This window comes from Nocardia sp. NPDC050712, assembly GCF_040654295.1.
GTDB lineage: Bacteria > Actinomycetota > Actinomycetes > Mycobacteriales > Mycobacteriaceae > Nocardia.
The window spans coordinates 763,962-788,948 of sequence record NZ_JBFAHT010000001.1 but is presented as its reverse complement, the minus strand read 5'-3'; the positions used below and the strand labels follow the sequence as shown (position 1 = coordinate 788,948).

Genomic DNA, 24,987 nt, shown 5'->3' with positions numbered 1-24,987 from the left:
GTTAGCGTCGTCCCAGGTGGTCCGCCACCGGCGGCAGGAGGGCGCATGGGTTCCAACCAGGTATTGCTACATCGGTTCGTCATCGCTCAGCTGGTCGCCGCCGGACTCGACCGCGACCGGCTGATCCGCGAGTCGGGGCTGCCCGAATGGGCCATGGTGCGCGGCCCGGACCTGCACGTGCCCAGCCAGATCCTGACCCGGTTGTGGGAGCTCGCCGAGCCCGGCACCGGCCCGGACATCGCCCTGTGGGTCGGGCAGCGCTACGAGCTCAACCGGCTGGGGCTCTACGACTATCTGTTCGCCTCGGCGCCGACGCTCGGGGCCGGACTGGCGACCTGCGATCAGTACATCACCGCGGTCTCCACCAATCACCGCTTCCAGCTGATCGCCGACGACCGCGAGACGAGCCTGCACCTGAGCATGGCCGAGGGCGAGGGCCGCGGCCGCGACCTCACGCTGCAGTTCGGGCTGGCCGGGGTGCTGCACCGGGCCCGCCGGACGCTGTCCGCGCCGCTGGCACCGATCCGGGTGCAGCTGCGCCAGCCCGCTCCGGCCGACCTGGATCGCTGGCGGGCGGTCTTCGGCACCACCGCGCTCGAATTCGACGCGGCCGACGACTGTCTCACCTTCCGCACCGAGGACATGGCGTTGCCGCTGATCACCGCCGATCCGATGCTCGCCGCGGTGCTGCGGCCGCTGGCCGAGGCGCTGCCGCCGGCGCCGCCGGTGGTCGCCGGCTGGACGCAACTCGTCGCGCGGGCGCTCGACGACGCCCTGACCACGGGTGAGGTCTCGCTGGACGTGGTGGCGCACCGGCTGGCCACCAGCCCTCGCACCCTGCAGCGGCGCCTGCGGGAGGCGGGCACCACCTGGCGCGCGGAACTGGACCTGGCGCGCAGCACTCGTCTGCGCCGGGCCACTACGGCCGGGCCGTTGAGCCGAGCGCGCCAGGCCCAGCTACTCGGCTACGCGAACGCGGACTCCATGCGCCGGGCGGCGCGCCGCTTGTCCACGTAGCAGCCCGTCGCGCCGGGGGCCTGCGCCTCGTTGCGCAGGACCCCGGCCGGACAGGCAGGGCTCAATTGTCGTCGCCGGACCGCGGGCTCGACAGGGACCAACGCGCCAGACTCCCCGGGAAACGCGCCAAGTTTCGATCAGTGCGGCGTGTAGCGCCAAACACCCAGCAGGGCTTGCGGATCCAGCGGTTCCGCGCCGGTGTGCACGGTGTCGTGCAGGCGCTTGCGCGTGGTGTCGGGATCCAGGCCCGCGCCGATCAGCACCAGCTGGGAGCCGCGGGACTCGCCGCGCGACCAGGCGCTCGGTTCGAAGACGAGGTGGCGCCCGACCAGGTGGAACCCGAATTTCCGGCGCTCGCCGGCCACGGCGAAGGCGGCGAAACCCTTGGCCCGGAACAGCCCGGCGGGCGGGTCCTCCAGGAAGTCGACGAGACGGCGCGGATCCAGATCCTGCTCGCTGCCGAAGGACACGCTGGTGTAGTCGTCGTGCAGGTGCCGGTGGCCCGGGTCGTCGTGCTCGTGGTCGTGGTCGGACAGCAGTTCGTCGAAGCTCAATTGCTCGGCCACCGTGGACGCCTCGCGCAACGGCTCGTCGAACAGCAGGCCGGGTTCGATCCGGCCGTGCGTGGTGGCGTAGACCGGGACCTGACCGACCAGCTCGGTGAGGTCGCCGCGCAGGTCCGCCAGATCCGCCGCCGGGACCCGGTCGGCCTTGTTGAGCACCACCAGATCCGCCAGGCGCAGGTGCGTGGCCAGCTCCGGATGCCGGTCCCGGCTGGCCGGGAACTGCTCGGCGTCCACCACTTCCACCAGACCGCCGTAGCGGATCCGCGGATTCGCGCTGGCCACCACCATCCGGATCAGGTTGCGCGGCTCGGCCAGGCCGCTGGCCTCGACCACGATCACATCGATGCGGTTGCGCGGTTCGGACAGCGTGGCGAACATGTCGTCGAGTTCGGAGACGTCGACCGCGCAGCAGACGCAGCCGTTGCCGAGCGACACCATGGCGTCGACCTGGCCGGCGACCAGCATCGCGTCGATATTGATCGACCCGAAGTCGTTGACCACCACCCCGATCCGGGTCCCGCGGGTGTTGCGGAGTAGATGGTTGAGCAGCGTCGTCTTCCCCGATCCGAGAAAACCGGCGACGATCAGCACAGGAATCCGGTCAGCCACCCGGACGAGCCTAGTGGAACCGAAAATGCCGGACGCCATCCTCGGAGCCAGGCTCCGAGCGGCGTCCGGCATTCCGGAACAGGGTGTGCGTTATTCGGCGGGACCGAGCAGGGTGCTCGCCAGCGTGTAGGCCAGGTTGATCAGCTCCGAGGTGATCGCGGAGTTGTCCATCCCGAACGAGCGGATCAGCGGGAGCAGCAGCTGCATGCCCGCGGTGACCAGGGCGCTGGAGTCCGGTTTCTCGGTGCCCTGCTTGGACTTCGGGTCCGTGGCGCAACCCGGAGTCTGAGCGGCGCCGGCCGTCTTCGGGCAGGCCGGATTCGCCTGGTTCTGGGTGCCGGGCGAGGTCTGGGCACCGGGGGTTGTCTGCGAACTCGGCGTTGTGGACGTGCCGGGGGAAACGGCGTACCCCGGCGCGGCCGGCGCGGTCGACGTCTCCGGCGGGACCACGCGCACCGGGTTGGTCGTCCCCGGCAGCGGCGACGACTGAGCCAGCGGCGCGGCGGCCGGTGTGTCGGCCGAACCGGTTCCACCCGGCGCGACGCCGAGCAGATGACCGGCCAGCCCCGTGGTGATCGCCATGGCGTGGCGCAGTTGACCGGCATCGGTCTCCAGCACGGCCGCGTCGTCGGGGTTGGCTCCGTTGCCCATTTCCAGGAACACCGTCGGCACCGTGGACAGCGCCGGCCCGGCCACATCGGCGCGGGTCTGCAGGCCCTCTTGCACACCGGCGTAGTTGGCGGGCTCGAAACCGGCCTGGATATAGGCGTCGCGCACCAGCTTCGAGGCCGCCAGGCCGGCGCCGGACTGGGCCTGGTCGGCCGCCGGATCCGGGATCGGCAGCTGCGGCACGATCAGATGGAAACCGTGCGCGGCCGCCGGAGCGCTGTCGGCGTGGATGCTGACCGCGACCGCCGCGCCGGAGGCCGCGGCCGCCCGCGCCCGATCATCGACGCATCCGCCCCAGCCGCTGTCGTCGGCGCGGCTGAGCACGACCTGCGCGCCGAGATTCTCCAGCGACGACTTGACCAGCTGGGCGACATTCCAGTTGATGGTGTGCTCGGGGATGCCGTTCAGGCTGACCATGCCGGTGGTCTGGCAGTCCTTGCTGCCGCCGCGACCATTGCTGATCTGGCGCGCGAGGTTCTCGCCGTGGTCGGACCCCTGATGACCCGGGTCCAGGAAGATCGTCTTGCCGAGCAGTTTCGTGGACAACTCCGGCGGTACCGGAGCGGCCTGCGCGGCGCCGGGCAGCAAGCCCGATACGGTAGCCACGATCGCGGCCGTCACGCCGGTGCAGAGACCGGCTTTCAGAGTGCTTGGCTTCATGTGCGGTGTCGGCGCCCCGGGACGGAGCACCCCTCCCTTCCCACTAGTAACACCAAACTCACTGATCACTCTTGCAACATACGTCACAGCAGTGCAAGCACCTTTACCGAACTGCAATCGGCTATCAGTGCTGGTCAGGCGGCCAGTCGGACGCGACGCAGGGTCTGCAGCGCGTAGTGCACGCGGGTTTTCACGGTCCCGACCGGGACTCCGAGCTCGGCGGCCACCTCGCGGTAGGCGCGATCGCGCAGGATCACCTCGACCACCGCCTGCCGCTGGACCGCGGGCAACCGGGCGAGTAGATCGTCGATGACGAGGCCGTCGATCAGTCCGTCGGCGAAGTCGGGGCTGGCGTGCCGCAGATCGAGCAGTTCACCGTGCTCGGACCACTCCGTGTCGACCGGGCGGGCGGCGCGGGCCCGGCCCATGTCGATCAGCACGTTGCGCTGGATCGCCAGCAGCCAGGTCCGCACGCTGCCCTTGCCCGCGTCGAAGCGCGCGCAGGCCCGCCAGGCCCGCAGCAACGTCTCCTGCACCGCCTGCTCGGCCAGCCCGGAGTCGCCGAGGCCCCGCATGGCGCGCCAATGCAACAGCGCGCGGTCCGCTTTCAACACCGATGAGATGCCCTGCTCGGTACACAAACCGGCGCAGGTGCTGCCACAACCTTTCACGCATAGATATCGCGGCGGGGCGGTCGAATGACAACCGGATCGAGATTCCCGGGGCGCTTGTGCACGTGAGCAGAATCTCCCCAAATGTCTGCGGCTATTAGTGACCTCTGGTATCACTGACCGCTAGGTCGGGTCTGATGCACGAGGGAGAGAACAGATCATGCGTGCACGCGCGTTCTTGATCGCGGGCGCGATGGCGTCCGCGCTGTCCATGTCCATGTCCGGTGTGGCGGCCGCCGAGCCTGCCGACACCATGCCCGGCGATGGCCTCTACCTGGTCGGAGTCGATATCCGGCCGGGCACCTGGGAGGCGCCAGGCACCCCGGACCTGGCCTACGGCTGCGATTTCCGGCGACTGTGGAAGGTCGTGGGCGACAACACCGACCAGGCTTACATCATCGGCAACGACTTCACCAGGGTGCGGCCGGTGCGCACCGTCATCAAGCCGACCGACGTGGCGTTCAAAACCACCAATTGCGGCCCCTGGCGGCTGGTTCCGACGCCGCCCAGCACCGGTTCGTTCGGCGGCTGAGACAGTTAGGGTCCTCGGTATGACGAGGACCAAAATTCTGATCACCGGCGCCAGCGCCGGACTCGGCGCCGGCATGGCGCGCGAGTTCGCGGCCAAGGGCCGCGACCTGGCCCTGTGCGCGCGGCGCGTGGACGCCCTGGAAGCCCTGCGCGCGGAACTCACCGCCGCGCACCCGGGCATCACCGTCGCGGTCCGCGCGCTCGATGTCGACGATCATGCCGCGGTGCCGCGGGTCTTCGGTGAGCTGCGCGACGAGCTGAGCGGGCTGGACCGGGTGATCGTGAACGCGGGCATCGGCAAGGGCGCGCGGATCGGTGGTGGCCGCGCGGACGCGAACATCGCCACGGCCACCACCAATTTCGTGAGCGCGCTGGCGCAGGCCGAGGCCGCGATGGAGATCTTCCGGGCGCAGGACGCCGGGCATCTGGTGCTGGTGTCCTCGATGAGCGCGGTGCGCGGGCTGCCCGGGAAGAAGGCCGCCTACTCGGCGAGCAAGGCGGGCCTGGCCGCGCTCGGCGAGGCGCTGGCGGTGGAGCTGGCCAAATCCCCGCTCGCCGTCACCACCTTGCTGCCGGGTTTCATCGCCACCGACATGGCCGCCAAGGCCGGGGACGCGAAACTGGTGGCGCCCCTGGACAAGGGCGTGGCCGCGATGGTGCGGGCGATCGAGAAGGAGCAGGTCCGGGCCTGCGTGCCGGCGTGGCCGTGGCGTCTGTTCGACGTGCTGCTGCCCCGGCTGCCCGGATCGGTGATCGCCCGGATGGGGTGATCATTCCTTTAAGGCTGTTTTAAGGCCCTGTCAAGTACCCCAAGGCATTGTTCTTATCAACCGGCAGGGCCTGCTCCAGGAGGGGGGTGCAGGGCCTCCGGGGAACGAGAAGCTCGGCGACACACCAGATGTCGCCGAGCTTCTCTGCTTTCGACGGTTCAGCCGAGCACGACCAAGGCGACCGCGCCGAGGAAGACGCCCTGCACCAGGGTGCGCACCGGCAGCGGCATCGTCTTGATGCCGAGGTCCGCGCGGGCCGCCCGGATGTTGGCGGGGAACATCGCGAGCAGCATCAGCGCCAGGCCGATCGCCGCGAGCTTTGAGGTCGCCGGGATCAGCAGGCCGACGGCGCCCGCGATTTCCAGGACGCCGGTGAGGGTGACCCAGGCGCCGGGGTTGGGCAGCCGGGGCGGGACCATCGCGACCAGTGCGCTGCGCCGCGGTTCGGCGAAGTGCGCGGTGGCGGTGAGCAGGAACATGGCGGCCAGGCCGAGGGTGACCGCGTGCGGCCACGAATCGAGCCAGGCGATTCCGCCGAGCCGGCCGGCGAGGCGGGCGATCACGGTGATGACGGCGAGGACGAGCAGCGGTGCCATCGGGTTCTCCTGTGCTGTGGCAGCAAATCTTGACAGTGGCTAGATTAAGTCCGCGCCGTGGAACTTGTCAATGACAAGATTCGGGGTCATGATCGAGCCATGGGAAAGAGCACCTACCACCACGGTGACTTGCGGGCCACGATCCTGAGCGCCGCCGCCGAACAGATCGCGAGCGAGGGTGTCGACGCGGTATCGCTGCGCGGGCTGGCGCGCCGGGCCGGGGTCTCACATGCCGCGCCCGCGCATCACTTCGGGGATCGCGCGGGGTTGCTCACCGCATTGGCGATCGCGGGTTTCGATCTGCTGGCAGCCGAATTGAACTCCGCCGGAACCGATTTCCGGGAGGTCGCGGTCGCCTACGTGCGGTTCGCGCTGGGCCACCCCGGGCACTTCGACGTGATGTACCGCCGGGATCTGCTGCGCGCCGACGATCCCGAACTCGCGGCGGCCCGCACCCGCTCGGGCGCCGCGCTGCGCTCGGGTGTCGCCGAACTGGATCCCGCACGGCCACACCAGCGTCAGCAGGCCACGCAGCTGGCGGCCTGGTCGCTGGTGCATGGGTTCGCCTCACTGTGGCGGGAAGGGGCGCTGGAGAATTCGACCCTGGCCGGCACCACCGATCCGGAGGCCCTGGCCCGCGAGATGCTGGCCACCGTCCAACTCGATTGAGCCGCAGCCGATTTGTATCTGTGATAGGCAGAACCATGCAAGTCCACGCCTATCCGACCGATGCCACCGTCCCGGTGGCGCTGCCCGAGGCCGAGCGGATCGCGGCCACCCACCTAGCGGATCCCGGGGACGCGGCGGCGGGCATCGAGAGCATCGTCACCGAATTCGACACCTGCTTCACCGTGGTGGCGCGGGTGCCGAGCACCGCCGACCAGACCATCGCGCCCCCGCTCACCCCGGTCTCGGTGATCGACAAGGCCACCGGCGCCGTGTCCTATTGGCCGAGTTACCCGGTCACGCTCGTCGCGGAGCGCTACGGCGCCGCCCTCGCCGACGCGGGCCTGGTCATCGAAGAGCACTGGCCGGGTCGCTAGCCATCGAAGTGGGCGCACCGTAACGTCGAAACATGCTGTCGAATCCAGGCACACCCGAGGCCGACGTCCCCGTCCGGCGCTGGCAGGACATACCCGGCTGGTTCACCTGGCGCGACGCCCAGGAAGAAGCGGTCGCGCATTTCCCGGCGGGCAGCACGTTCGTCGAGGTCGGTAACTATCTGGGCCGCAGCCTGTGCTCGCTGGCCGAAGTCGTCTCCGGCAGCGGCAAAACCGTCACGGTGCTGGGCGTCGACACCTGCCGCGGCAGTGGGCCGGAGGGGCAGCGTGGCGTCAACGCGCACGGCCCCGCCGTCGACGCCGGCGGCGGCACCTTCGCCGACACCCTGCACCGCAACCTCATCTCCTGCGGCTACGCCGACCAGGTCCTGCTCGTGGTCGGCGATTCCGAGTCCACCGCCCGCCTCTTCGCCGACGGCGCCCTGACCTGGGTGCACATCGACGCCCGCCACGACTACGACAGCGTCAAAGCCGACATCACCGCCTGGCAGCCGAAAATAGCCCCGGGCGGCTGGCTTTCCGGCGACGACTACATCCCCGCCGCCTGGCCGGGCGTCGTCGCCGCCGTCGACGAACTCCTCCCCCGTGCCAGGCCCTGGTCGAACATCCAGTGGCGATGGGTGAACGACTGATCAGGCGACGGGGTCACCGAACCAGCGCGTGAGGTGCTCGTTCAACTCCTGCTGGTCGGCGCCGATCCAGGCGACGTGGCCGTCGGGGCGCAGCAGCAGGGCCGGAACATCAAGGGCCGCAGTGGGATCCGCGAGGAGATCGACCCGGTCCGACCAGCCCTGGACGCTCAGGTGTTCGGTGCGGTCGAAGACGAGGCCGCGGCCCCGATGGAGCCGGTCGTAGAGGGTGCCCTGTTTCAGGTCGAGGTCGCGCAGGCGGCGGCCGAGCAGGTCGGGGCCGGGGCCGAAGTCGTAGCGCAGGCCGATCGCGGCGATCTTCTCGATCAGGTAGCGGTTCACCTCATCGAAGTCCATCAATTCGGTGAGCAGCCTGCGCACGGCTCGCGGGCCCGGTTCGGTGGACGCGAGTTCCACTTGGGCGCGGGTGTTGTCCAGTACGTCCGCGGCGACCGGATGACGTTCGGCCTGATAGGTATCGAGCAGCGTTTCCGGCGCCCAGCCTCGAATCTGCGCGGCCAGTTTCCAGCCGAGATTGACCGCGTCCTGCACCCCGAGGTTGAGGCCCTGACCGCCGGCGGGCGGATGGATATGCGCGGCGTCGCCGGCCAGCAGCACCCGGCCGACCCGATATTCCTCGACCAGCCGAGTGGCATCGCCGAAGCGGGACAGCCAGCGCGGCGAGTGCACGCCGAAATCGGTGCCGGCGACGGCCCGCAACTGCTGCTGGAAGTCCTCGAGGGTGGGCGGGTCCGCGCGATCGCCGACTCCCGCGGCGGGAACGACGACGCGATAGACCTCGTCGCCGAAGGGGCCGAGGCTGAATACCGGGTTGGTCTCCCGGATTTCGGCCACCTTGGCGGCGACCTCCGCCTGCGGCACACCCACTTCGAGCTCGCCCATCAGCGTTTCGGTCCGCGCGGGCTCGCCGGGGAAGCCGACGCCAAGCACCTTGCGGACCGTGCTGCGCGCGCCGTCACAGCCGACGAGGTACCGCGACCGCAGCCGCTCCCCGTCGGCCAGTTCGACGGCCACCCCCTCCTCGTCCTGCTCGAAACCGGTTACCGCGCAACCGCGCCGGACCTGCGCGCCCAGGGCGAGCGCATGCTCACCGAGCAGTCGATCGATGACCGGCTGCGGAATGCCCAGCAGATAGGGATGCGTCGAATCCAGGCCCGCGGGAACGGGTTTGACGATGCCGGCGAAGATGCCGCCGACCGGTCGCTGCCGTCCGCGTTCGAGCAGGCGATCCAGCAGTCCGCGCATCGCCATCAGCTCGAGACTGCGCATATGCAGGCTGACGACGCGCACGAACGACGACGAGGGCTCGGGTTCGCGTTCCAGCACGAGAACCCGCACTTCGTGCAGCCGCAGTTCGGCGGCCAGCATCGCACCGGTCGGCCCGCATCCGGCAATGATCACATCGAACATGCACCACCCATTCGCCCAGTTTCCGCAGGTCCTGGCATCGGTCGCCCATTGTGCGGCAGCCCCGGGCCCAGCCGCAACCGAAATTACTGCCGCGGCCGGACGACTCTGCGCTCCGGGTCCGTGTCGAGCAACCGCAGGCTCGCCATCATCGCCGCTCCGACGTCCAAGTCGTCGGCCCACCACTTCGCGGAGCGAATCGGCAGCCCACGCGGGCGGTACTTCCGCATGATCCGAACGTGATCGGGCAACCCCATGAACTCGGCCAACCCCTTGCCGTCCACCCAGATCGAGAGCGACCCGACCTGCCGCCGAACCGGCCGGAAATAGGTCAGCACCCCGACAGCACCCTCGATCCGGGCCAGCTGATCGCCGAGCTCCTCCGAAGCCCGCCAGATCGCCGGAATATCCCTGGCGTGCCGCGTCGTGTACTGGGTCATGCTGATCATCAGCGGGTTTCCCGCGGGATTCGCGGGGCCTCGCTTCCACCCGCTGTTGAGCACCAGATCGGCCAGCGGCGAGCCGGGCGCTCGAAGCCGCCACCAGGTCTGCCAGGGGGTCGGGAGATCGAGCCTCGGTCGCCGAGCGGTACGTATCGAATTCGTCTGCACATGCATACGGTAGGCAGATGCTTATTATCTGTCAATGACGTCGCAGACCGCTACTCGTTCAAATAAGCCCGGATACGCTCTCGATCGTCCTCGGTGGCCGGAAGTTGCACCACCAGCAGCAGTTCCGGGTTCTCCACCAGGCGCATCTGATACAGCTCCAAGGCGAGCCGGCCCAGGTCGGGGTGGTCCAGGCCGATGACGGTCGGGCGGAAGTCCTGCACCTGGTATTCCGCCCACCAGGTGCGGAATTCGGTACTGGCGGCGGATAATTCGGTGACCACCACCGCGAGGCGCCGATCGTCCGGCGCCTTGCCGACCAAGGCGCGGAACTGGCTGAGGATGGCGCGAGCGGCGGGTTCCCAGCGGCGCATCATCGCGCGGTTGCGGGCATCGGTGTACATCCACCACAGCAGATTCCGGCGCTCGGGCGCGAGAGCCGCCGGGTCGGTGCGGATACGGCTGAAAGCGCTGTTCCAGACCACGAAATCCAGCCGGGCATCGTGGATCACGGCGGGCGTCGGATACAGCGCGTCCACCAGCCGTTGCAGGCGCGAGATCTCGCCGCCCGCTTGATATTTCACGGCCGGATCGGCGAGCCCGGCCAGTCGGCGTAAATGCCGGTGCTGCACTGGATCCAGGCGCAACGCCCGGGCGAGCGCGTCCATCACCTGCGGGCTCGCGGCGATTTTGCGGCCCTGCTCCAGCCAGGTGTACCAGGTGAGGCTGACCCCCGCGATTTCGGCGACCTCTTCGCGGCGCAGGCCCGGAGTCCGCCGCCGGCCCGGGAGCAGATCACCGGGCAGGCCGACCTCTTCGGGCCGCAGCCGAGAACGCTGCGCCTTGAGGAAATCGGCCAGTTCGGCGCGGTGGTTCTCACTCATCCCGGAATCCCTTTACGGGTAGCAGGGCCGGGCGACCACCCAGCAGCTGCTCGAACGCGGCTGGGAAGTAAAGGCTTTCGTCCGCGACGCGACGGCCCCGGCGGACGCCGCCCTGCACGCGGCGGGCGCCGAACTCGCCGTCGGCGACCTCGACGACCTCGAGTCGCTGCGGGCCGCCATGAAGGGCGTGCACGGGGTCTTCCTGATGCTGACCATGATGGAGGGCGTCCACATCACCGCCGCGGGTATCGCGGCCGAACAGCGCCGCGGCAAGGCCGTGGTCGAGCTCGCGAAGGAACTCGGCGTCCGCCACTTCGTCTACAGCTCGCTCAACGGCGCGGGCGCGGATTCCGGCGTGGAGTACTACGCCGCCAAGCAGGCCATCGAGGGCTTCATCGCCGAGGCGGGGCTGCCCGCGACGATCCTGCGGCCGGTGTTCTTCATGGACAACTTCGCCTCCTTCAACCGGCCCGGCGATTACCTCGGCCGCACCGTGCCGCTCGCCGGTGACCGCCTGACGCCCCCGCAGATCGCCGCGGTCGTCGGCCGGATCGCGGGACTGCCCGCGCGCAGCAACGAGATCCCGGTCGAGCAGGTCAAGGCGTTCGACGAGCAGGTCGGCAAGATGTTCGCCTACTTCAACGAGGGCCCCGACCAGCCGGTGGACACCGCGGCGCTGCGCGCGCACCACCCGGACCTGCTGGACTTCGAGGGCTGGCTGCGCGCTACCGAGTGGCGGCCGTGACCGGCTCAGCCGAGCAGGTCGAGCAGGCGGCGCGCGTCCGCCAGCGCACTGTCCATCGAATCCGAGAGATAGATCAGGTCGATGAAGAACTCGTCGAAGCCGGACTGCTCGGCGGTGCGCCGCACCGCGTCCGCGATCTGCTCCAGCGTGGTGCCTGCCGTGACGTTGACCCGGACGATGGTCTCGATCGCCTCCGGGTCGCGGCCGGCCTGCTGCGCGGCGTCGTCGACGATGCCGCGCAGCGTGCGCAACTGGGTGCCCCACCGTGGCGCGCCGGGCACCGGCAGCACCGGCAGCCAGCCGTCGCCGCGGCGGCCGACCCGGGCCAGCGCGGCCGGGGTGAAGCCGCCGAGATGTATTGGCGGGCGGGGTTTCTGGATCGGCTCGAGCTCCGCGCGGTGGCGGGGCACCGAGACCAGGCTGCCGGAATACTCGGCGGGATCGGTGGTCCAGATCGCTTCCAGCGCGTCGAGTGTCTGCTCCAGCCGGGCGCCGCGGCGGGTGAACGGCACCCCGGCCGCTGCGTATTCCTCGGGCGACCAACCGATCCCGAAGCCCGGGATCAATCGGCCGCCGCTGGCCACGTCCAGGGTGGTCAGCGCACGTGCCAGGACGGCGGGCGGATACAGCGGGGCGATCAGCACATTGGCGCCCAGGCGGACCCGCTCGGTGGCCGACGCCGCCAGCGCGAGAGCCAGGAACGGATCCAGCACCTGGTTGAATTCGACCGGGATGCTGGGTGTTCCGCTGTAGCCGACCTTCGGCTCGGTCGCGGCGAGCAGCCGGTCACCCACCCAGAGGCTGTGCGCGCCGGCCGCTTCCACGGCGGCGGCGAACTCGGGGATCCGAGCCGCCGACCGCGCGTGGGCACCGAATTGTGGTATCGACAAACCGATCTTCATGGCTTCGTCGTACCAGGTCGGGTCAGACCGGCGCCTTCGCGGGTGCCGGACCGGAGTCCTCGGCGTCCGGGCCGCGATTCGGCACGGGGTCGAGCACCGCGGTGTCCGTGATCGGATCCAGGACGGCGGTATTCGTCACCGCCGCATCCGAAACCGGCGGATCCGGGGTCTCCACATCCGGAACCTCGGTGCCGCGCAACGAGGTTCCGGCAGTCTCCCGCAGAAACGTCCAGGCCACCAGGCCGATCAGCGAGGCGCCGATCATGTACACGGCCGGGAACAGCGACCAGCCGGTGTTCTCGATGACCGCCTCGTTCACCAGCGGCGCGGTGCCACCGAACGCGGCGGTGGAGACGTTGTAGCCGAGCGCGAAGCCCGCGTAGCGCACGTGCGTCGGGAAGATCGCCGGGAAGGTGGAGCTGATGGTCGCCAGCTGCGGCACGTAGAACAGGCCGAGCACGATGAACCCGATGACGGCCCAGACGATGCCTTGCCCCATCAGCCAGTACATCGGCAGCGCGAGCACCGACAGGCCGATCAGCGAGACCAGCCACATCGGCCGCCGGCCGACCCGGTCGGACAGGCCGCCGAAGAACGGCAGCACCACCATCATGACCAGCTGGCCGATCAGCATCATCGCCGTGGTGGTCGATTCGCTGATGCCGATGGTGTTCTGCAGATAGGTCGGCTGATAGGTGAGCAGCGTGTAGTTCACCACGTTCAACGCCACGACCAGGCCGATCAGCGTGAGCGTCTCACGCCGGTAGGTGGTCAGCACCTCGCGCAGGCCGCCCGGCGGGGTCTTCTCCTGCTCGGCGACCTCTTCGAACACCGGGGACTCGTCCAGCCGGGTCCGCAGGTACCACCCGATCAGGCCGAGCGGCACCGCGATCATGAACGGGATGCGCCAGCCCCAGTCGTGCATGGCGTCCGAGCCCAGGACCAGCTGGCAGGCCAGCACCGTGGCCGAACCGCCGACGAAACCGGCCAGGGTGCCGAATTCCAGGAAGCTGCCGAAGAAGCCGCGTTTGCGGTCGGTCGCGCACTCGGCGAGATAGGTTGCGGCGCCGCCGTATTCGCCGCCGGTGGAGAAGCCCTGCACGACGCGCAGCAGGATCAGCAGGATCGGGGCCGCGACACCGATGGAGGCGTGCGAGGGGATCAGGCCGATCGCGCCGGTGGCGGCGGCCATCAGCAGGATCGTGGTGCCCAGGACCGCCTTGCGGCCGATCCGATCGCCGATCGGCCCCCAGACCATGCCGCCGAGCGGGCGCAGCAGGAAGGAGACGGCGAAACCGAGCATGGTGCCCAGGGTGCCGAGTTCGCCGGGAAAGAACGCGTCGGTGAGGTAGGTCGCGGTTGCCGCGTAGACGCCGTAGTCGTACCACTCGGTGGCGTTACCCATCGCGGAGGCCGCGACGGATTTCCGTAGTTGCTTGGATCCAGGGTCGCCGAGCTCGGCGGCAGTGGACGCGGTCATTCGTACCTCCTTCGGTCCGCCCCCGACGGACCTCTATCGGTTCTCCCCGGCCGCGGACCCCCGGATTTCGAGAGTGCACGACACAGAATGAACCGTTACCCAGGTTTGCTGATCAGCAAACACCGGGGCCGCCCCCAGGAGGTCGTATGGACCGGTAACGACCTGCATTTTCGAGGCCGATTGTGAGCCCGGTCACATACATGATCCCGCATGTTGCCGGGCGGCTAATCGCGAGCGTTGAGATTCCCGCGCCCGCGGGCCGCCGCGACGGCGGCAAGCGCCACCAGCAGGACACACAACCAGCCGAACCAGTCCCCGAAGCGGGCGTACACGGTGCGGGCTTCGGAGAGCCCCACGGTGGCGAGCGCGGAGCTGGTAAAGCCGACATCGGTCCGCGCGGTGGCGAGCACGCGACCGCGCGCATCGCTTGCCACAAGTTCGCCGAGCTGCGGCGCCCGGGCCACCGCGACCCCCGATTCGACACCGCGCAGGACCGCCATCCGGCTGTGCAGCCAGGCGTCGCCGGTGAAATCGAGGGCGGGCACCAGCATCAGCGTCGCGCCCCGGCGGGCGTTCTCGCGCACCAGGTTCGGCCGATCCAGATCGAAACACACTGCCAGTGCCCAGGGTTCACCCGGAACCAGCTGCCAGTCGGTGCCCGGCCGCAGGTCGTCTTCCAATCCGGCGATCAGGTGATGCTTGGCGTACTCGACGCCGGACGGGTAGGCGATCGCGGCGTTCACGCTGCGGTCCCCCCGGGTGAGAATCAGCCCGGCGACTATGTGGATATCGCGCCGGATCGCCACCTCTGTCAGCGGCACGGAAAGCACCGGGAGGCTCGATTCATCGGCACGCCAAGCCTTTTCGGGCAGCACCACGACTTCGGCACCCTGGTCCGCCAGCCGCTCGACCTCGGCGACCACCCGGCCGATCATGTCGCGCCCGGCGGCCGAGTCGACCGGAACGTATTCCGGCGGCTGCGATACCGCGAGCAGACCGACCCGCACCGACTGTGTGGGAGCCGGTTGCGCCAGCTGCCAAGCACCGAAGGCCCCGACGCCGACCAGCAGCGCGCCCGCGGCGGCCCCGATCCGGACGCGGTGCGTGGGCGGCACCGGCGCGGTCGAGAGCACCGCGATCGCCGCCGGTACCAGCAGGATCAGGAAGCTGATCCCCCACGGCCCGGTCAGCGACGCGGTCTGAATGAGCGGCAGCACACCGGCCTGGGTGTAGGCCAGACTCCACCAGGCGCCGAACAAGCCGGACAGCGCCAGCAGGAATTCGAACGCGACCCAGGCCGCCGGGAACGCCAGCACCGCCAGGCCGGGCCGCCCGCACCGGACCAGCGCCCGCCACAGCACCGCCCCCCCGCCGTACACCAGCGCGGAAACACCAACCAGGGCAACGGCGCTCGGGACCGGCTGCTCCACCGTTCCGACCAGGTACGACCAGAATCCGAGACCGCCCGCCAGCCAGGAGCCGAGGGCCAGGACGAACGTCGCTGTCGCCGGGATCCGCGGCGCGACCAGCAGCACCGGCAACGGCGCGAGCACCGCCAGCCCCGCCACGGGCCGCAACCCGAAACCGAAGTGCCACAGCACCGCCGACACCACGGCGGCAGCCGCCACCCACCACCACTTCATCGCCCATCCTCCAGATCATTCGCTGAAGGGATCTTCGCGAGGCCGAGTACAACCCGGCATCACCCTGGAGAGCTAGATTCGGCCGACCAGATCCGCGCCGCATTTCGGGCAGGCCCGCAGCCGGTGGAACGGCGACTCGGGTGGCAGGCAGCGGTCGCAAAAACCGGAGCGGCACAGCGTGCAGAGCAGGAAGTGCACCGCGAAATGCTCCGGGTCGGCGCGGGCGACCGGGTTGCCGCCGGGGATCACCGAGATCGACAGCAGGCGCCGGCAGCCGTCGCCTGCGCAGTTCCGGACGGCCATGGCGGCAACCCTCCCCGGGTAGTTCACCGTTCTACCAGTGCAATCGGGGGCCCTACAGCGGTGTTACATACGCCCCGGAAATTCCACCGTCCACGAGGAATTGCGACGCGGTGATGAACGAGGCGTCGTCGCTGGCCAGAAACGCCACGGCGGCGGCGATTTCGGTGGGCTCGGCGAACCGGCCCAGCGGGATGTGCACGAGGCGGCGGGCGGCCCGCTCCGGGTCCTTGGCGAACAGCTCTTGCAGCAGCGGCGTATTCACCGGCCCGGGGCACAGCGCGTTGACGCGAATACCCTGCCGCGCGAATTGCACGCCGAGTTCGCGGCTCATGGCGAGCACGCCGCCCTTGGACGCGGTGTAGGAGATCTGCGAGGTGGCCGCGCCCATGACCGCGACGAAGGAGGCGGTGTTGATCACCGAGCCCTTACCGCGCACCAGCATGTGCTCGATGGCGTACTTGCTGCACAGGTAAACCGAGGTCAGATTGACCTCCTGTACGCGCCGCCAGGCGTCCAGCCCGGTGGTGAGGATCGAATCGTCCTCCGGCGGTGAGATACCCGCGTTGTTGAACGCGATGTCGAGCCCGCCGTAGGTGTCGACGGCGGTCTGGAACAGGGCACGCACCTCGGTCTCGTCGGTGACGTCGACCTTGACGAAGGTGCCGCCGACCTCGGTGGCGGCGGCCTGGCCGCTGCCCGCGTCGATATCGGCGACAACCACTTTCGCGCCTTCGGCGGCGAAGCGCCGTACCGTGGCCAGGCCGATGCCACTGCCGCCGCCGGTGACGACCGCGACGCGATCCTGCAAGCGTGAGCTCTGCAACACTTCTCCTCTACTGGGTGGCGATGAAGACGTTCTTGGTTTCGGTGAACGCGAGCGCCGCGTCCGGGCCCAGTTCGCGGCCCAGACCGGATTGCTTGTACCCGCCGAACGGCGTCCAGTACCGCACCGACGAGTGCGAATTCACGGACAGATTCCCGGCTTCCACTCCGCGCGACACGCGCAGCGCCCGGCCGACGTCGTTGGTCCAGATGGAGCCGGACAGTCCGTAGTCGCTGTCGTTGGCCAGGCGCAGGGCGTCGGCTTCGTCGTCGAACGGGAGCACCGCCACGACGGGGCCGAAGATCTCCTCGGTGAGTACCCGGTCGGTGGGCCCGTCCGGCAGCACAACCGTTGGCGGATACCAGAATCCGGGGCCCTCGGGCTTGGCGCCGGTAAAGGCGACCTTGGTCGACGGCTCGACGAAGCCCGCGACCCGGTCGCGGTGCGCGGCCGAAATGAGCGGGCCCATCTCGGTGGTCTCGGCGGCCGGGTCGCCGACCCGCACGCCCTGGACCGCGGGCTCCAGCAGCTCCATGAACCGGTCGAAAACACTGCGCTGCACCAGGATTCGGGACCGTGCGCAGCAGTCCTGGCCGGCGTTGTCGAAGACGCCGTAGGGCGCGGTGGCGGCGGCGCGTTCCAGATCGGCGTCGGCGAACACGATATTGGCGCTCTTGCCGCCCAGCTCCAGCGTCACCCGCTTCACCTGGTCGGCGCAGCCCGCCATGATCTGCTTGCCCACCTCGGTGGAGCCGGTGAACACCACCTTGCGCACGGCGGGATGGGTGACGAAACGCTGCCCCACCACCGAGCCCTTGCCCGGCAGCACCTGGAAGACATGCTCGGGCAGCCCGGCCTCGAGGGCGAGCTCGCCCAGGCGGATCGCGGTCAGCGGCGTCAGCTCGGCGGGCTTGAGCACCACCGTGTTCCCGGCGGCGAGCGCGGGCGCGAAGCCCCAGGCGGCGATCGGCATCGGGAAGTTCCACGGCACGATCACCCCGACCACGCCGAGCGGCTCGTGGAAGGTGATGTCCACGCCGCCCGCCACCGGAATCTGGTTGCCCAGCAGGCGTTCCGGCATCCCGGCGGCGAAGTGCAGCACGTCGCGCGCGTTGCCCGCCTCCCAGCGGGCGTTGCCGATGGTGTGCCCGGCGTTCGCGACTTCCAGCTGCGCGAGCTGCTCCAGATTCGCATCGATCGCCTCGGCGAATCGGCGCAGCAGCCGAGCCCGGTCGCCGGGGGCGACGTCACGCCAGGCCGGGGCCGCGACCCGCGCGCGCTCGATGGCGGCGTCGGTGCCCGCGGCGTCCACGAGTTCGACCGTCCGCACGACCTTTTCGGTCGCCGGGTTGATCACCTCGGTGCTCGTCACTTGTGCACTCCCTTGCGGTAGGCGCCAGCCGCGTCGACCAGCGCGCGAAGCAGGCGATCGTCGGTGCTGTCGGCTTCCGGATGCCACTGCACGCCGAGCAGGAACGAGCCGTCGCGCGCCTCCACGGCCTCGATGGTGCCGTCGGCGGCGTGCGCGGTGGCGCTCAGGCCCGGGGCCAGCTCCTCGATCGCCTGATGATGATGGCAGTGCGCCTTCACCTCCGGCCCGAGCAGGGCGGCCACGGCGCTACCCGGCGTGGTCGAGGTGGGCACGACGGTGAACGAGCCGGGCCCGCCCGAGTGCTCCTCGTGGCCGACCACGTCGGGCAGATGCTGAATCAGCGTGCCACCCAGCGCCACATTGACCAGTTGCAGGCCGCGGCACACCGCCAGGATCGGCAGGCCCGCCGCGCGCGCCAGGGTGAACAGCTCGAATTCCGACGTGTCCCGGTCGGTTCGGGTGTAGCCGAGCGCCTGCTCCAGCGGGCGGCCGTAGCGGGCCGGGTCGATATCGGCGCCGCCGGTCAGCACCAGCCCGTCGAGCCGCTCCACCAGTTCCGGGTGCGCGACACCGGTCGGCGGCAGCAGCACCGGGATGCCGCCGGCCCGCTGCACCGTGACGGCGTACCCGATGGGCAGCACCGCGCTGTCGGTGTCCCAGGTGCCGAAGCGGGTCTGCTCCCGGTAGGTGGGCAGGCCGATGACCGGACGACGCTCAGAGTCGTTCGAAGCCACGAATGCGCTCCCAATCGGTGACCGCGGCGTCGAACGCGTCCAGCTCGACCTGCGCGGCATTTCGGTAGTGGTCCACCACATCGTCGCCGAACGCCGAGCGCGCCGGCTTGCTGTCCCCGAACAACTGGGCGGCCTCGCGCAGCGTGGCGGGCACCCGGGGGCGCTGGGACCGATAGGCGTTGCCGTGGAATTCCGGTTCCAGCGGCAGCCGGCGTTCGATGCCGTGCAGGCCCGCCGCGATGGTCGCCGCCACCGCGAGGTAGGGGTTCACGTCGCCGCCGGGCACCCGGTTCTCCACCCGTAGCGATTGGCCCTCGCCCACCACCCGGAGCGAGCAGGTGCGGTTGTCCCGGCCCCAGGCCAGGGCGGTCGGTGCGAAGCTGCCGGGCACGAAACGCTTGTAGGAGTTGATGTTCGGGGCCAGCAGGTAGGTGAACTCGCGCAGGCAGTCCAGCTGGCCGGCCACGAAGTGCCGCATCAGCGCCGACATGTCGCCGCTGTCGTCGGCGAACACCGCCGCGCCGCCCTCGCCGCGCAGACTGATGTGGATGTGGCAGGAATTGCCTTCCCGCTCATCGTATTTCGCCATGAAGCTGAGGCTGCGCCCGTCCTGCGCGGCGATCTCCTTCGCCCCGGTCTTGTAGATGCTGTGGTTGTCGCAGGTGATCAGGGCCTCGTCGTAGCGGAAGGCGATCTCGTGCTGGCCGGGATTGCACTCACCCTTGGCGGACTCGACATACAGTCCGGCGCCGGCCATCTCGTTGCGGATGCGGCGCAGCAGCGGTTCGATCCGGGCGGTACCCAGCATCGAGTAGTCGACGTTGTACTGATTGGCCGGTGTCAGGCCCCGATAGCCGCTGTTCCAGGCCGACTCGTAGGTGTCGTCGAAGACCAGGAACTCCAGTTCGGTGCCGACGTAGGCGGTGAGGCCGTGCTCGGCGAGCCGATCCAGCTGGGCGCGCAGCACCTGGCGCGGCGAGACCGAGACCGGCGTGCCGCTGGGCCGCACCTGCTCGATATCGCAGAGCACCAGCGCGGTGCCGGGCTGCCACGGCAGCACCCGCAGCGTGCTCAGATCCGGCCGCATCACGAAATCGCCGTAGCCGGTGTCCCACGAGGACATGGCGTAGCCCTCGACGGTGGCCATCTCGACGTCCACCGCGAGCAGATAGTTGCAGGCCTCGGTCGCGTGCCCGAGCACCTCATCGAGGAAATACTGTGCCGCGCACCGCTTTCCCTGCAGTCGGCCTTGCATATCGGTCATCGCGACCAAGACGGTGTCGATGTCGCCCGACTCCACCCGCACCCGCAACTCCGCCAGCCCCAGCATCCCCGATCGCATCCCAGGCCCCTCTCGGCGTCCAATCCGGTGCTCACGCTAAAGGAATTCCGGCCGCTCCGTGCGCCGGACACGAAAATGCCTGCCGCGCGCCTGTGGCATCCCCCAACCCGCACCCGAGATTCATCCCTTGAATTCGAGGAAACCGCGCATTGTGCGCCGTAAATACGGCGGTAACCTACCTGCTGTGTCGTATTTGCGGATCGAAGAAGTGGCAGCGCTGCTGGGTGTCAGCGACGACACGGTGCGGGCCTGGATCGAGCAGGGCAAACTCACCGCGATCCGGTCCGGCCACGGACCGCACTGGGTGAGCGGGCGCGAGCTGGCGCAGCTACTGCGCTCGGCCGCCGACGCCGCGGAGCCCGGCGGACCGGCCGCGGCCCGCAACCGGATGCGCGGGATCATCACCCGGGTCTCGACGGACCGGGTGATGGCGCAGGTCGAGTTGCGAGCCGGGCCGTTCCGGCTGGTCTCGCTGCTGAACACCGAATCGGCGCACGAGCTCGGTCTGGTGGTCGGCAGTGTCGCGGTCGCCTCGGTGCCCGCGGCCCATGTCGTGCTCGACCACACCGAGCGGTGACCGCGCCGCCGTCAGGTCGTGCCGCGCGGATCGCGGTGGAACAGGGTCAGCGTGTCCGGATGACTTTCGAAGACGAAATCGCGGCCCTTGTAGTCCACTTCGCCGTCGGTGGCCAGGGACACCGAGGCCTCGGTGACCGCGACCTCGAACTGATGGCGCTCGTGCCGGACGTAGGTGGGTGAGCGGTCCAGCGTCCCGGTGAGGGTGGACCAGATCAGCCGGGTGCGGGAGAACGGGACATCCGCGCGCAGGTAGCGGACATCGAGGGTGCCGTGGTGCAACTCCGGCCGCGAGCGCGGGATCTGGTTGGGCGGGTGGTAGCGGCCGTTGCCGATGAACAGCATCCAGATCTCGGTGGGCTGACCGTCGATCTCGACGCGCAGCGGCGCGGCGCCGAGCAGCACGCGCACCATGGCGATGCCGGCGGCCGGCCACTTGCCGAGGTGTTCCTGCCAGCGCTCGCGCAGCCGCACGAAATCGGGGTAGCCGCCGAGGCTTGCGGTGTTGACGAAGGTGCGCGATTCGGCGTCGTCGTAGCGCACCGTGGCCACGTCGCACGCCGCCACCTGCCCGGCTTCGACGGCGGCCAGGGTGTCGTCGATGTCCGCGAGGCCCGCGTCCCGGGCGAAGTGATTGAGCGTGCCGCCGGAGAGCACCGCGAGCGGAAGCCGGTGCCGCACCGCGTAACCGGCCACCGAGGACACCGTGCCGTCGCCGCCGAAGACGCCGATCGCCCGAATACCCTTGCGGGCCAGACCCTCTTCGATCTGCTTGTCCAGCCCGACGGCCGGATCGAGCTCGACGAAAACCGCCTCGGGCAGGCGCTCGCGCAGCGAGGTCGAATCGTAGGCCGCCGGCGCGCCGCCCAGACCCGCGTTCGGATTGACCACCATCAGCAGACCCCGCCCGCGCTCCAGCGGTTCGATCCGCTCGGCGGGACCGAGCAGAGCGGGCTCGTCCTCCCGCACCGCCCACCACCGGTGCGTGGCCCATGCGACACCGGCGCCGAGCACGGCGCCGGCCACCACATCCGAGGGCCAGTGCACGCCGATATGCACGCGCGAGTAGCCGACCGCGGCGGCCACGGGCACCACCGCCAGTGCGGCGGCGGGGTATTCGAGGGCGACGCCGGTCGCGAAGGCGGCCGCCGAGGCCGAGTGCCCGGAGGGGAACGACGAGGACACCGGCGGCTTCACCAGCCGGCGCACGAACGGCACCGACTCGTCCGGTGGCCGCCGGCGCGGGAACAGCGGTTTGGCGACGCCGTTGGCGATCCCGCTGGCCAAGCCGACCGCGACGAGCCCGCGCGCACCGGCCCGGCGCAGCGCCGGGTTGCCGAGCAGGATCATGGCCGCGCCCGCGCCGATCCACAACCGGTTGTAGTTCGCGCTCATGCTCAACCCGCGCAGCATCCGGTCGGCGGGCGAGGGGCGGACCTCGGCGCTGCGGCGGACCAGCCACGCGTCCACCTTGGGGGCCAGTCCGTGCGGTCTGGCGGTCTTTCGATCCCGTTTAACACGCATCGCCCCAGCCTAGCCACCGTGGGCCGCGCGGCATGGCATCATCTGCTGCCGCGACCGTCGGCCGGGTCGGGTTCTCTCACAACGGAGGTGCCAGGTGCGTTCACGAGCCCGGACAGGCGCGGGGCGGTGGAAAACGGGATCGGCGCTGGCAGTCGTGCTGCTGGGGGCATCCCTGGTCGCCGGATGCGAGACCGCGGAGCGGACCGCGGCGGCGCCCGGGTGCCCGGACGACACCGTCCCGTCCGCGGGCTGGGCGCCGTCGAATACCCGGGTCGATGCCGGGATAGATCAGCACCCGTTCGTCGGCAACGGATACCTCGGGCTGCGGGTGCCGCCGCACGGCATGGGCTACGCCGTGACGACCGAGGGCACCGGCTGGCCGTTGTACATGCCCGCCTACGACGGGGCGTTCGTCGCGGGTCTGTACGGCAACGCGCCCGGGGTGGCCGAGGACCGGCAGGTGGCGGCGGCCATCCCGAACTGGTCGACCCTGCTCGTCGGGATCGGCGCGGACCAGTTCTCCCCCGCTACCCCGGCGGCCCAGGTCTCGGGCTTCGAGCAAACGCTCTATCAGCGTTGCGGTTTGGTCCGCACGGCGCTGACCTGGACCACCCCCGACGGCAAAGCGACCGATCTCACCTACGAGGTGCTGACCGACCGCACCGATCAGCACGCCGGTGCGGTCCGGCTCACACTGACCCCGCGCTGGACCGGCGAGATCGTCGTGACCGACGCACTCGACGGCGCGGGCGCACGGCGAATCGCGCAGACCGGCGGCGGCGCGCGCGACGACCGCAGCATCGGCGTCGAGTTCCGGACCGAAGGCACCGGAGTGGCCGGAAGCCTTGTCTCCGTGCTCGATTCGGGCTCGGTACGGCCGGACCGGGAGCGGGAACCGGAGGCGAACGACCTGAGCGTGCGGCAGAACGCGCGAATCTCCGTGCGGGCGGGCGAATCCTATGCCGTCACCAAGTACATCGGCGTCGACACCGCGCACACCGCGCCCGTTCCCGCCGCCGCGGCCTTGTCCGCCGCCCAGCGCGCCGCCACCACGGGCTGGGACCGGTTGCTCGCCCGCAGCGCCGCCGCGTGGCGCGAGCTGTGGCGCGGCGACATCGAGATACCGGGCGACCCACAGCGGCAAGCCTGGACTCGCGGCGCGCTCTATTCGCTCTACTCCGCCACGAATTCCAGCCAGGACAACAGCATTTCACCGGTCGGGCTGAGCAGTGACAACTACGGCGGCCTGGTGTTCTGGGACGCCGACATCTGGATGTATCCCGGACTGCTGCAACTCGCTCCGGAGCTGGCGAAGTCCGTGGTCGAGTACCGCTTCAAGACGCTGCCCGCCGCCCGGGCCAACGCCGAGCGGCTCGGCTATCGCGGCGCGTTCTATCCCTGGACCAGCGCCACCACGGGCGACCTCGCCGAGTGCCACAGCTGGGATCCCCCGCACTGCCTCACCCAGATCCACCTCCAAGGCGACATCGCCCTGGCCGCCTGGCAGTACTACCTCGGCACCGGCGACAAATCCTTTCTGCGCGAACGCGTCTGGCCGATCCTGCACGGCATCGCCGAGTACTGGACCTCCCGGGTACACCACAACGCCGACGGCAGCTACTCGCTGCTCGAGGTCGCCGGGCCGGACGAGTACAGCAACGGCGTGAACGACGCGGTCTACACCAACGGCGGGGCCGCCCTGGCCCTGCGCAATGCCGTGCGCGCGGCCGAAATCCTGGACTTAACAGCACCTTCGGAGTGGAACACGATCGCCGACGGCCTGCGTATGCCGTTCGACCCGGTGCGCCAGATCTTCCTGCAGTACGACGGCTACCCGGGCACACCCACCAAACAGGCCGACACGGTGCTGCTCGGCTACCCGCTGGATTGGCCGATGGCGCCGCAGGTCGCGGCCGACGTGCTCGAATACTATGCCGAGCGCACCGATCCCGACGGTCCGGCGATGACCGACTCGGTGAACGCCATCGACGCCGCCCGCGTCGGCGCACCCGGCTGCGCCACCGGCACCTTCCTCGAACGCGCGGTGCGCCCGTTCCTCCGGCCGCCGTTCGCGCAGTTCGCCGAGGCGCGTGGCGCGAAAGCGGGCGCGCTCGACCCACTCGCGGGCGCACCGGCTTTCACCTTCACCACCGCGGCGGGCGGCTTCCTGCAGACCTTCACCAACGGCCTGCTCGGCCTGCGGTTCCACGACAGCGAGATCGAGATCGCGCCACTGCTGCCGCCGCAGTTCGGCTCCGGTCTGACGATTCATGGAATGCACTGGCAAGGAAGGGTTTTCGAGGCCACGATCGGCGCGGAGGAGACCAGGATCTCGGTATCGCGGGGTGCGCCGATGCCGGTACGCACGCCGACGGGCACGCAGCTGGTGAGCGCCGGAACGCCACTCGTGCTGAAAACCCGGCGACCCGATCTCGCACCCGGACCGGACCTCGCGCAGTGCAAGCCGGTCCACACCAGCTCCGAGGCGCCCGGCCGCTACGGCGCCGCCGCGGTCGACGGCAGCATGGCCACGGCCTGGCAGCCGGATGACGACCGGGGCGTACTCACGGTGGATCTCGGCCGCGACACCGCGATCGGCGCGGTCATCCCGCGCTGGACCGAGCCGGCGCCCACCGCCTTCACCCTCGCGACGTCCACCGACGACAAGAGCTGGGCGGCGAGCTCGGTCGATCCGGTGACCGGCCTGCTCGAACGGCCGGTTACCGCCCGCTACGTCCGGCTCGAACTCACCGGCGCGGCACGCCATCCGGGCGTCCGCGAACTCGACGTCACCGCCCCGCGCTGAACCTGCCTCTTGCTTCCGCGCCGCCGTCCTGCTCCGAT

General features: G+C 70.0%; 25 protein-coding genes. 9 read left to right on the top strand and 16 right to left on the bottom strand.

Annotation, left to right across the window (positions count from 1 at the left end; genetic code table 11):
- Positions 1 to 45 precede the first annotated feature (45 nt).
- Entirely contained in the window at positions 46 to 1,017 is a 972-nt protein-coding gene (locus AB0H76_RS03740; RefSeq protein WP_357316902.1) for an AraC family transcriptional regulator ligand-binding domain-containing protein, read from the top strand.
- A gap of 137 nt (positions 1,018 to 1,154) precedes the next feature.
- Here the strand turns inward: AB0H76_RS03740 and AB0H76_RS03735 are convergent, their stop codons facing one another.
- The 3 genes from AB0H76_RS03735 to AB0H76_RS03725 all read right to left on the bottom strand — a co-directional run bounded on the left by AB0H76_RS03735 (position 1,155) and on the right by AB0H76_RS03725 (position 4,135).
- On the bottom strand, positions 1,155 to 2,231 hold the full coding sequence (locus AB0H76_RS03735; RefSeq protein WP_357316899.1) for a GTP-binding protein: 1,077 nt from the start codon (positions 2,229 to 2,231) through the stop codon (positions 1,155 to 1,157).
- Between the two features lie 51 nt (positions 2,232 to 2,282).
- Positions 2,283 to 3,467 (bottom strand): N-acetylmuramoyl-L-alanine amidase, encoded by a 1,185-nt coding sequence (locus AB0H76_RS03730; protein ID WP_357316896.1) that lies wholly within the window; start codon positions 3,465 to 3,467, stop codon positions 2,283 to 2,285.
- Positions 3,468 to 3,655: 188 nt separating this feature from the next.
- On the bottom strand, positions 3,656 to 4,135 hold the full coding sequence (locus tag AB0H76_RS03725; RefSeq protein WP_357316893.1) for a sigma-70 family RNA polymerase sigma factor: 480 nt from the start codon (positions 4,133 to 4,135) through the stop codon (positions 3,656 to 3,658).
- Positions 4,136 to 4,352: 217 nt separating this feature from the next.
- Here AB0H76_RS03725 and AB0H76_RS03720 point away from each other — a divergent pair, with 217 nt between their 5' ends.
- On the top strand, positions 4,353 to 4,724 hold the full coding sequence (locus AB0H76_RS03720; RefSeq protein WP_357316891.1) for a hypothetical protein: 372 nt from the start codon (positions 4,353 to 4,355) through the stop codon (positions 4,722 to 4,724).
- Between the two features lie 19 nt (positions 4,725 to 4,743).
- On the top strand, positions 4,744 to 5,493 hold the full coding sequence (locus tag AB0H76_RS03715) for an SDR family oxidoreductase (RefSeq protein ID WP_357316888.1): 750 nt from the start codon (positions 4,744 to 4,746) through the stop codon (positions 5,491 to 5,493).
- A gap of 158 nt (positions 5,494 to 5,651) precedes the next feature.
- On the opposite strand, the gene AB0H76_RS03710 is transcribed toward AB0H76_RS03715, so the two are convergent.
- Entirely contained in the window at positions 5,652 to 6,089 is a 438-nt protein-coding gene (locus tag AB0H76_RS03710) for a DoxX family protein (RefSeq protein ID WP_357316885.1), read from the bottom strand.
- 99 nt (positions 6,090 to 6,188) lie between these two features.
- On the opposite strand from AB0H76_RS03710, the gene AB0H76_RS03705 reads away from it, so the two are divergent.
- The 3 genes from AB0H76_RS03705 to AB0H76_RS03695 are packed head-to-tail and all read left to right on the top strand — an operon-like array spanning position 6,189 to position 7,782.
- Positions 6,189 to 6,758 carry a TetR/AcrR family transcriptional regulator gene (locus AB0H76_RS03705; protein ID WP_357316882.1) on the top strand — a complete coding sequence of 190 codons (570 nt, stop codon included), beginning with the start codon at positions 6,189 to 6,191 and terminating at the stop codon, positions 6,756 to 6,758.
- 35 nt (positions 6,759 to 6,793) lie between these two features.
- Positions 6,794 to 7,132, top strand: a complete 339-nt coding sequence (locus AB0H76_RS03700) for a hypothetical protein (RefSeq protein WP_357316880.1) — start codon at positions 6,794 to 6,796, stop codon at positions 7,130 to 7,132.
- A gap of 32 nt (positions 7,133 to 7,164) precedes the next feature.
- Complete coding sequence (locus AB0H76_RS03695; RefSeq protein WP_357316877.1) at positions 7,165 to 7,782, top strand: class I SAM-dependent methyltransferase; 618 nt, start codon at positions 7,165 to 7,167, stop codon at positions 7,780 to 7,782.
- On the opposite strand, the gene rox is transcribed toward AB0H76_RS03695, so the two are convergent.
- From rox to AB0H76_RS03680, 3 genes are all read right to left on the bottom strand, one after another.
- Complete coding sequence (gene rox / locus AB0H76_RS03690; protein WP_357316874.1) at positions 7,783 to 9,210, bottom strand: rifampin monooxygenase; 1,428 nt, start codon at positions 9,208 to 9,210, stop codon at positions 7,783 to 7,785. It lies immediately after the preceding gene.
- Positions 9,211 to 9,293: 83 nt separating this feature from the next.
- Complete coding sequence (locus AB0H76_RS03685) at positions 9,294 to 9,818, bottom strand: hypothetical protein (protein ID WP_357316872.1); 525 nt, start codon at positions 9,816 to 9,818, stop codon at positions 9,294 to 9,296.
- A 50-nt stretch (positions 9,819 to 9,868) separates the two neighbouring features.
- Positions 9,869 to 10,699, bottom strand: a complete 831-nt coding sequence (locus AB0H76_RS03680; protein WP_357316869.1) for a helix-turn-helix transcriptional regulator — start codon at positions 10,697 to 10,699, stop codon at positions 9,869 to 9,871.
- Between the two features lie 46 nt (positions 10,700 to 10,745).
- On the opposite strand from AB0H76_RS03680, the gene AB0H76_RS03675 reads away from it, so the two are divergent.
- Positions 10,746 to 11,444 carry an NmrA family NAD(P)-binding protein gene (locus AB0H76_RS03675; protein WP_357320357.1) on the top strand — a complete coding sequence of 233 codons (699 nt, stop codon included), beginning with the start codon at positions 10,746 to 10,748 and terminating at the stop codon, positions 11,442 to 11,444.
- A 5-nt stretch (positions 11,445 to 11,449) separates the two neighbouring features.
- Here AB0H76_RS03675 and AB0H76_RS03670 read toward each other — a convergent pair whose 3' ends face one another.
- The 8 genes from AB0H76_RS03670 to AB0H76_RS03635 form a co-directional block, all read right to left on the bottom strand.
- A complete protein-coding gene (locus AB0H76_RS03670; protein ID WP_357316867.1) occupies positions 11,450 to 12,346 on the bottom strand; it encodes a TIGR03619 family F420-dependent LLM class oxidoreductase in 897 nt (298 codons plus the stop codon).
- Between the two features lie 22 nt (positions 12,347 to 12,368).
- A complete protein-coding gene (locus AB0H76_RS03665; RefSeq protein WP_357316864.1) occupies positions 12,369 to 13,826 on the bottom strand; it encodes an MFS transporter in 1,458 nt (485 codons plus the stop codon).
- 224 nt (positions 13,827 to 14,050) lie between these two features.
- On the bottom strand, positions 14,051 to 15,469 hold the full coding sequence (locus tag AB0H76_RS03660) for a nitrilase-related carbon-nitrogen hydrolase (protein WP_357316862.1): 1,419 nt from the start codon (positions 15,467 to 15,469) through the stop codon (positions 14,051 to 14,053).
- 72 nt (positions 15,470 to 15,541) lie between these two features.
- The gene (locus AB0H76_RS03655) at positions 15,542 to 15,772 is read right to left on the bottom strand and encodes a hypothetical protein (RefSeq protein WP_357316859.1); all 231 of its coding nucleotides are present in this window, start codon (positions 15,770 to 15,772) and stop codon (positions 15,542 to 15,544) included.
- A gap of 52 nt (positions 15,773 to 15,824) precedes the next feature.
- Positions 15,825 to 16,598 (bottom strand): 3-oxoacyl-ACP reductase, encoded by a 774-nt coding sequence (locus AB0H76_RS03650; protein ID WP_357316856.1) that lies wholly within the window; start codon positions 16,596 to 16,598, stop codon positions 15,825 to 15,827.
- A 7-nt stretch (positions 16,599 to 16,605) separates the two neighbouring features.
- On the bottom strand, positions 16,606 to 17,967 hold the full coding sequence (locus AB0H76_RS03645) for an aldehyde dehydrogenase family protein (RefSeq protein WP_357316853.1): 1,362 nt from the start codon (positions 17,965 to 17,967) through the stop codon (positions 16,606 to 16,608).
- The gene (locus tag AB0H76_RS03640; protein ID WP_357316851.1) at positions 17,964 to 18,701 is read right to left on the bottom strand and encodes a gamma-glutamyl-gamma-aminobutyrate hydrolase family protein; all 738 of its coding nucleotides are present in this window, start codon (positions 18,699 to 18,701) and stop codon (positions 17,964 to 17,966) included. The genes AB0H76_RS03645 and AB0H76_RS03640 overlap by 4 nt, the downstream gene beginning before the upstream one ends.
- Positions 18,682 to 20,043 (bottom strand): glutamine synthetase family protein, encoded by a 1,362-nt coding sequence (locus AB0H76_RS03635; protein WP_357316849.1) that lies wholly within the window; start codon positions 20,041 to 20,043, stop codon positions 18,682 to 18,684. Before AB0H76_RS03635 ends, AB0H76_RS03640 begins: the two co-directional genes overlap by 20 nt.
- Positions 20,044 to 20,227: 184 nt before the next feature.
- On the opposite strand from AB0H76_RS03635, the gene AB0H76_RS03630 reads away from it, so the two are divergent.
- Complete coding sequence (locus AB0H76_RS03630; RefSeq protein ID WP_357316846.1) at positions 20,228 to 20,620, top strand: helix-turn-helix domain-containing protein; 393 nt, start codon at positions 20,228 to 20,230, stop codon at positions 20,618 to 20,620.
- Between the two features lie 11 nt (positions 20,621 to 20,631).
- Here AB0H76_RS03630 and AB0H76_RS03625 read toward each other — a convergent pair whose 3' ends face one another.
- Positions 20,632 to 22,143: a phosphatase PAP2 family protein gene (locus tag AB0H76_RS03625; protein ID WP_357316844.1), complete on the bottom strand. Its 1,512-nt coding sequence runs from the start codon at positions 22,141 to 22,143 to the stop codon at positions 20,632 to 20,634.
- Positions 22,144 to 22,237: 94 nt separating this feature from the next.
- Between AB0H76_RS03625 and AB0H76_RS03620 the strand changes: the two genes are divergently transcribed.
- Positions 22,238 to 24,949 carry a discoidin domain-containing protein gene (locus AB0H76_RS03620; protein WP_357316841.1) on the top strand — a complete coding sequence of 904 codons (2,712 nt, stop codon included), beginning with the start codon at positions 22,238 to 22,240 and terminating at the stop codon, positions 24,947 to 24,949.
- Positions 24,950 to 24,987 lie beyond the last annotated feature (38 nt).

Bases quoted from the DNA above. Each gene is read 5' to 3' on its own strand.
- AB0H76_RS03740 (WP_357316902.1), top strand. From the start codon at position 46: ATGGGTTCCAACCAGGTATTGCTACATCGGTTCGTCATCGCTCAGCTG.
- AB0H76_RS03735 (WP_357316899.1), bottom strand. From the start codon at position 2,231: ATGGCGTCCGGCATTTTCGGTTCCACTAGGCTCGTCCGGGTGGCTGAC.
- AB0H76_RS03720 (WP_357316891.1), top strand. From the start codon at position 4,353: ATGCGTGCACGCGCGTTCTTGATCGCGGGCGCGATGGCGTCCGCGCTG.
- AB0H76_RS03715 (WP_357316888.1), top strand. From the start codon at position 4,744: ATGACGAGGACCAAAATTCTGATCACCGGCGCCAGCGCCGGACTCGGC.
- AB0H76_RS03710 (WP_357316885.1), bottom strand. From the start codon at position 6,089: ATGGCACCGCTGCTCGTCCTCGCCGTCATCACCGTGATCGCCCGCCTC.
- AB0H76_RS03705 (WP_357316882.1), top strand. From the start codon at position 6,189: ATGGGAAAGAGCACCTACCACCACGGTGACTTGCGGGCCACGATCCTG.
- AB0H76_RS03700 (WP_357316880.1), top strand. From the start codon at position 6,794: ATGCAAGTCCACGCCTATCCGACCGATGCCACCGTCCCGGTGGCGCTG.
- AB0H76_RS03695 (WP_357316877.1), top strand. From the start codon at position 7,165: ATGCTGTCGAATCCAGGCACACCCGAGGCCGACGTCCCCGTCCGGCGC.
- rox (WP_357316874.1), bottom strand. From the start codon at position 9,210: ATGTTCGATGTGATCATTGCCGGATGCGGGCCGACCGGTGCGATGCTG.
- AB0H76_RS03680 (WP_357316869.1), bottom strand. From the start codon at position 10,699: ATGAGTGAGAACCACCGCGCCGAACTGGCCGATTTCCTCAAGGCGCAG.
- AB0H76_RS03670 (WP_357316867.1), bottom strand. From the start codon at position 12,346: ATGAAGATCGGTTTGTCGATACCACAATTCGGTGCCCACGCGCGGTCG.
- AB0H76_RS03665 (WP_357316864.1), bottom strand. From the start codon at position 13,826: ATGACCGCGTCCACTGCCGCCGAGCTCGGCGACCCTGGATCCAAGCAA.
- AB0H76_RS03660 (WP_357316862.1), bottom strand. From the start codon at position 15,469: ATGAAGTGGTGGTGGGTGGCGGCTGCCGCCGTGGTGTCGGCGGTGCTG.
- AB0H76_RS03655 (WP_357316859.1), bottom strand. From the start codon at position 15,772: ATGGCCGTCCGGAACTGCGCAGGCGACGGCTGCCGGCGCCTGCTGTCG.
- AB0H76_RS03635 (WP_357316849.1), bottom strand. From the start codon at position 20,043: ATGCGATCGGGGATGCTGGGGCTGGCGGAGTTGCGGGTGCGGGTGGAG.
- AB0H76_RS03625 (WP_357316844.1), bottom strand. From the start codon at position 22,143: ATGCGTGTTAAACGGGATCGAAAGACCGCCAGACCGCACGGACTGGCC.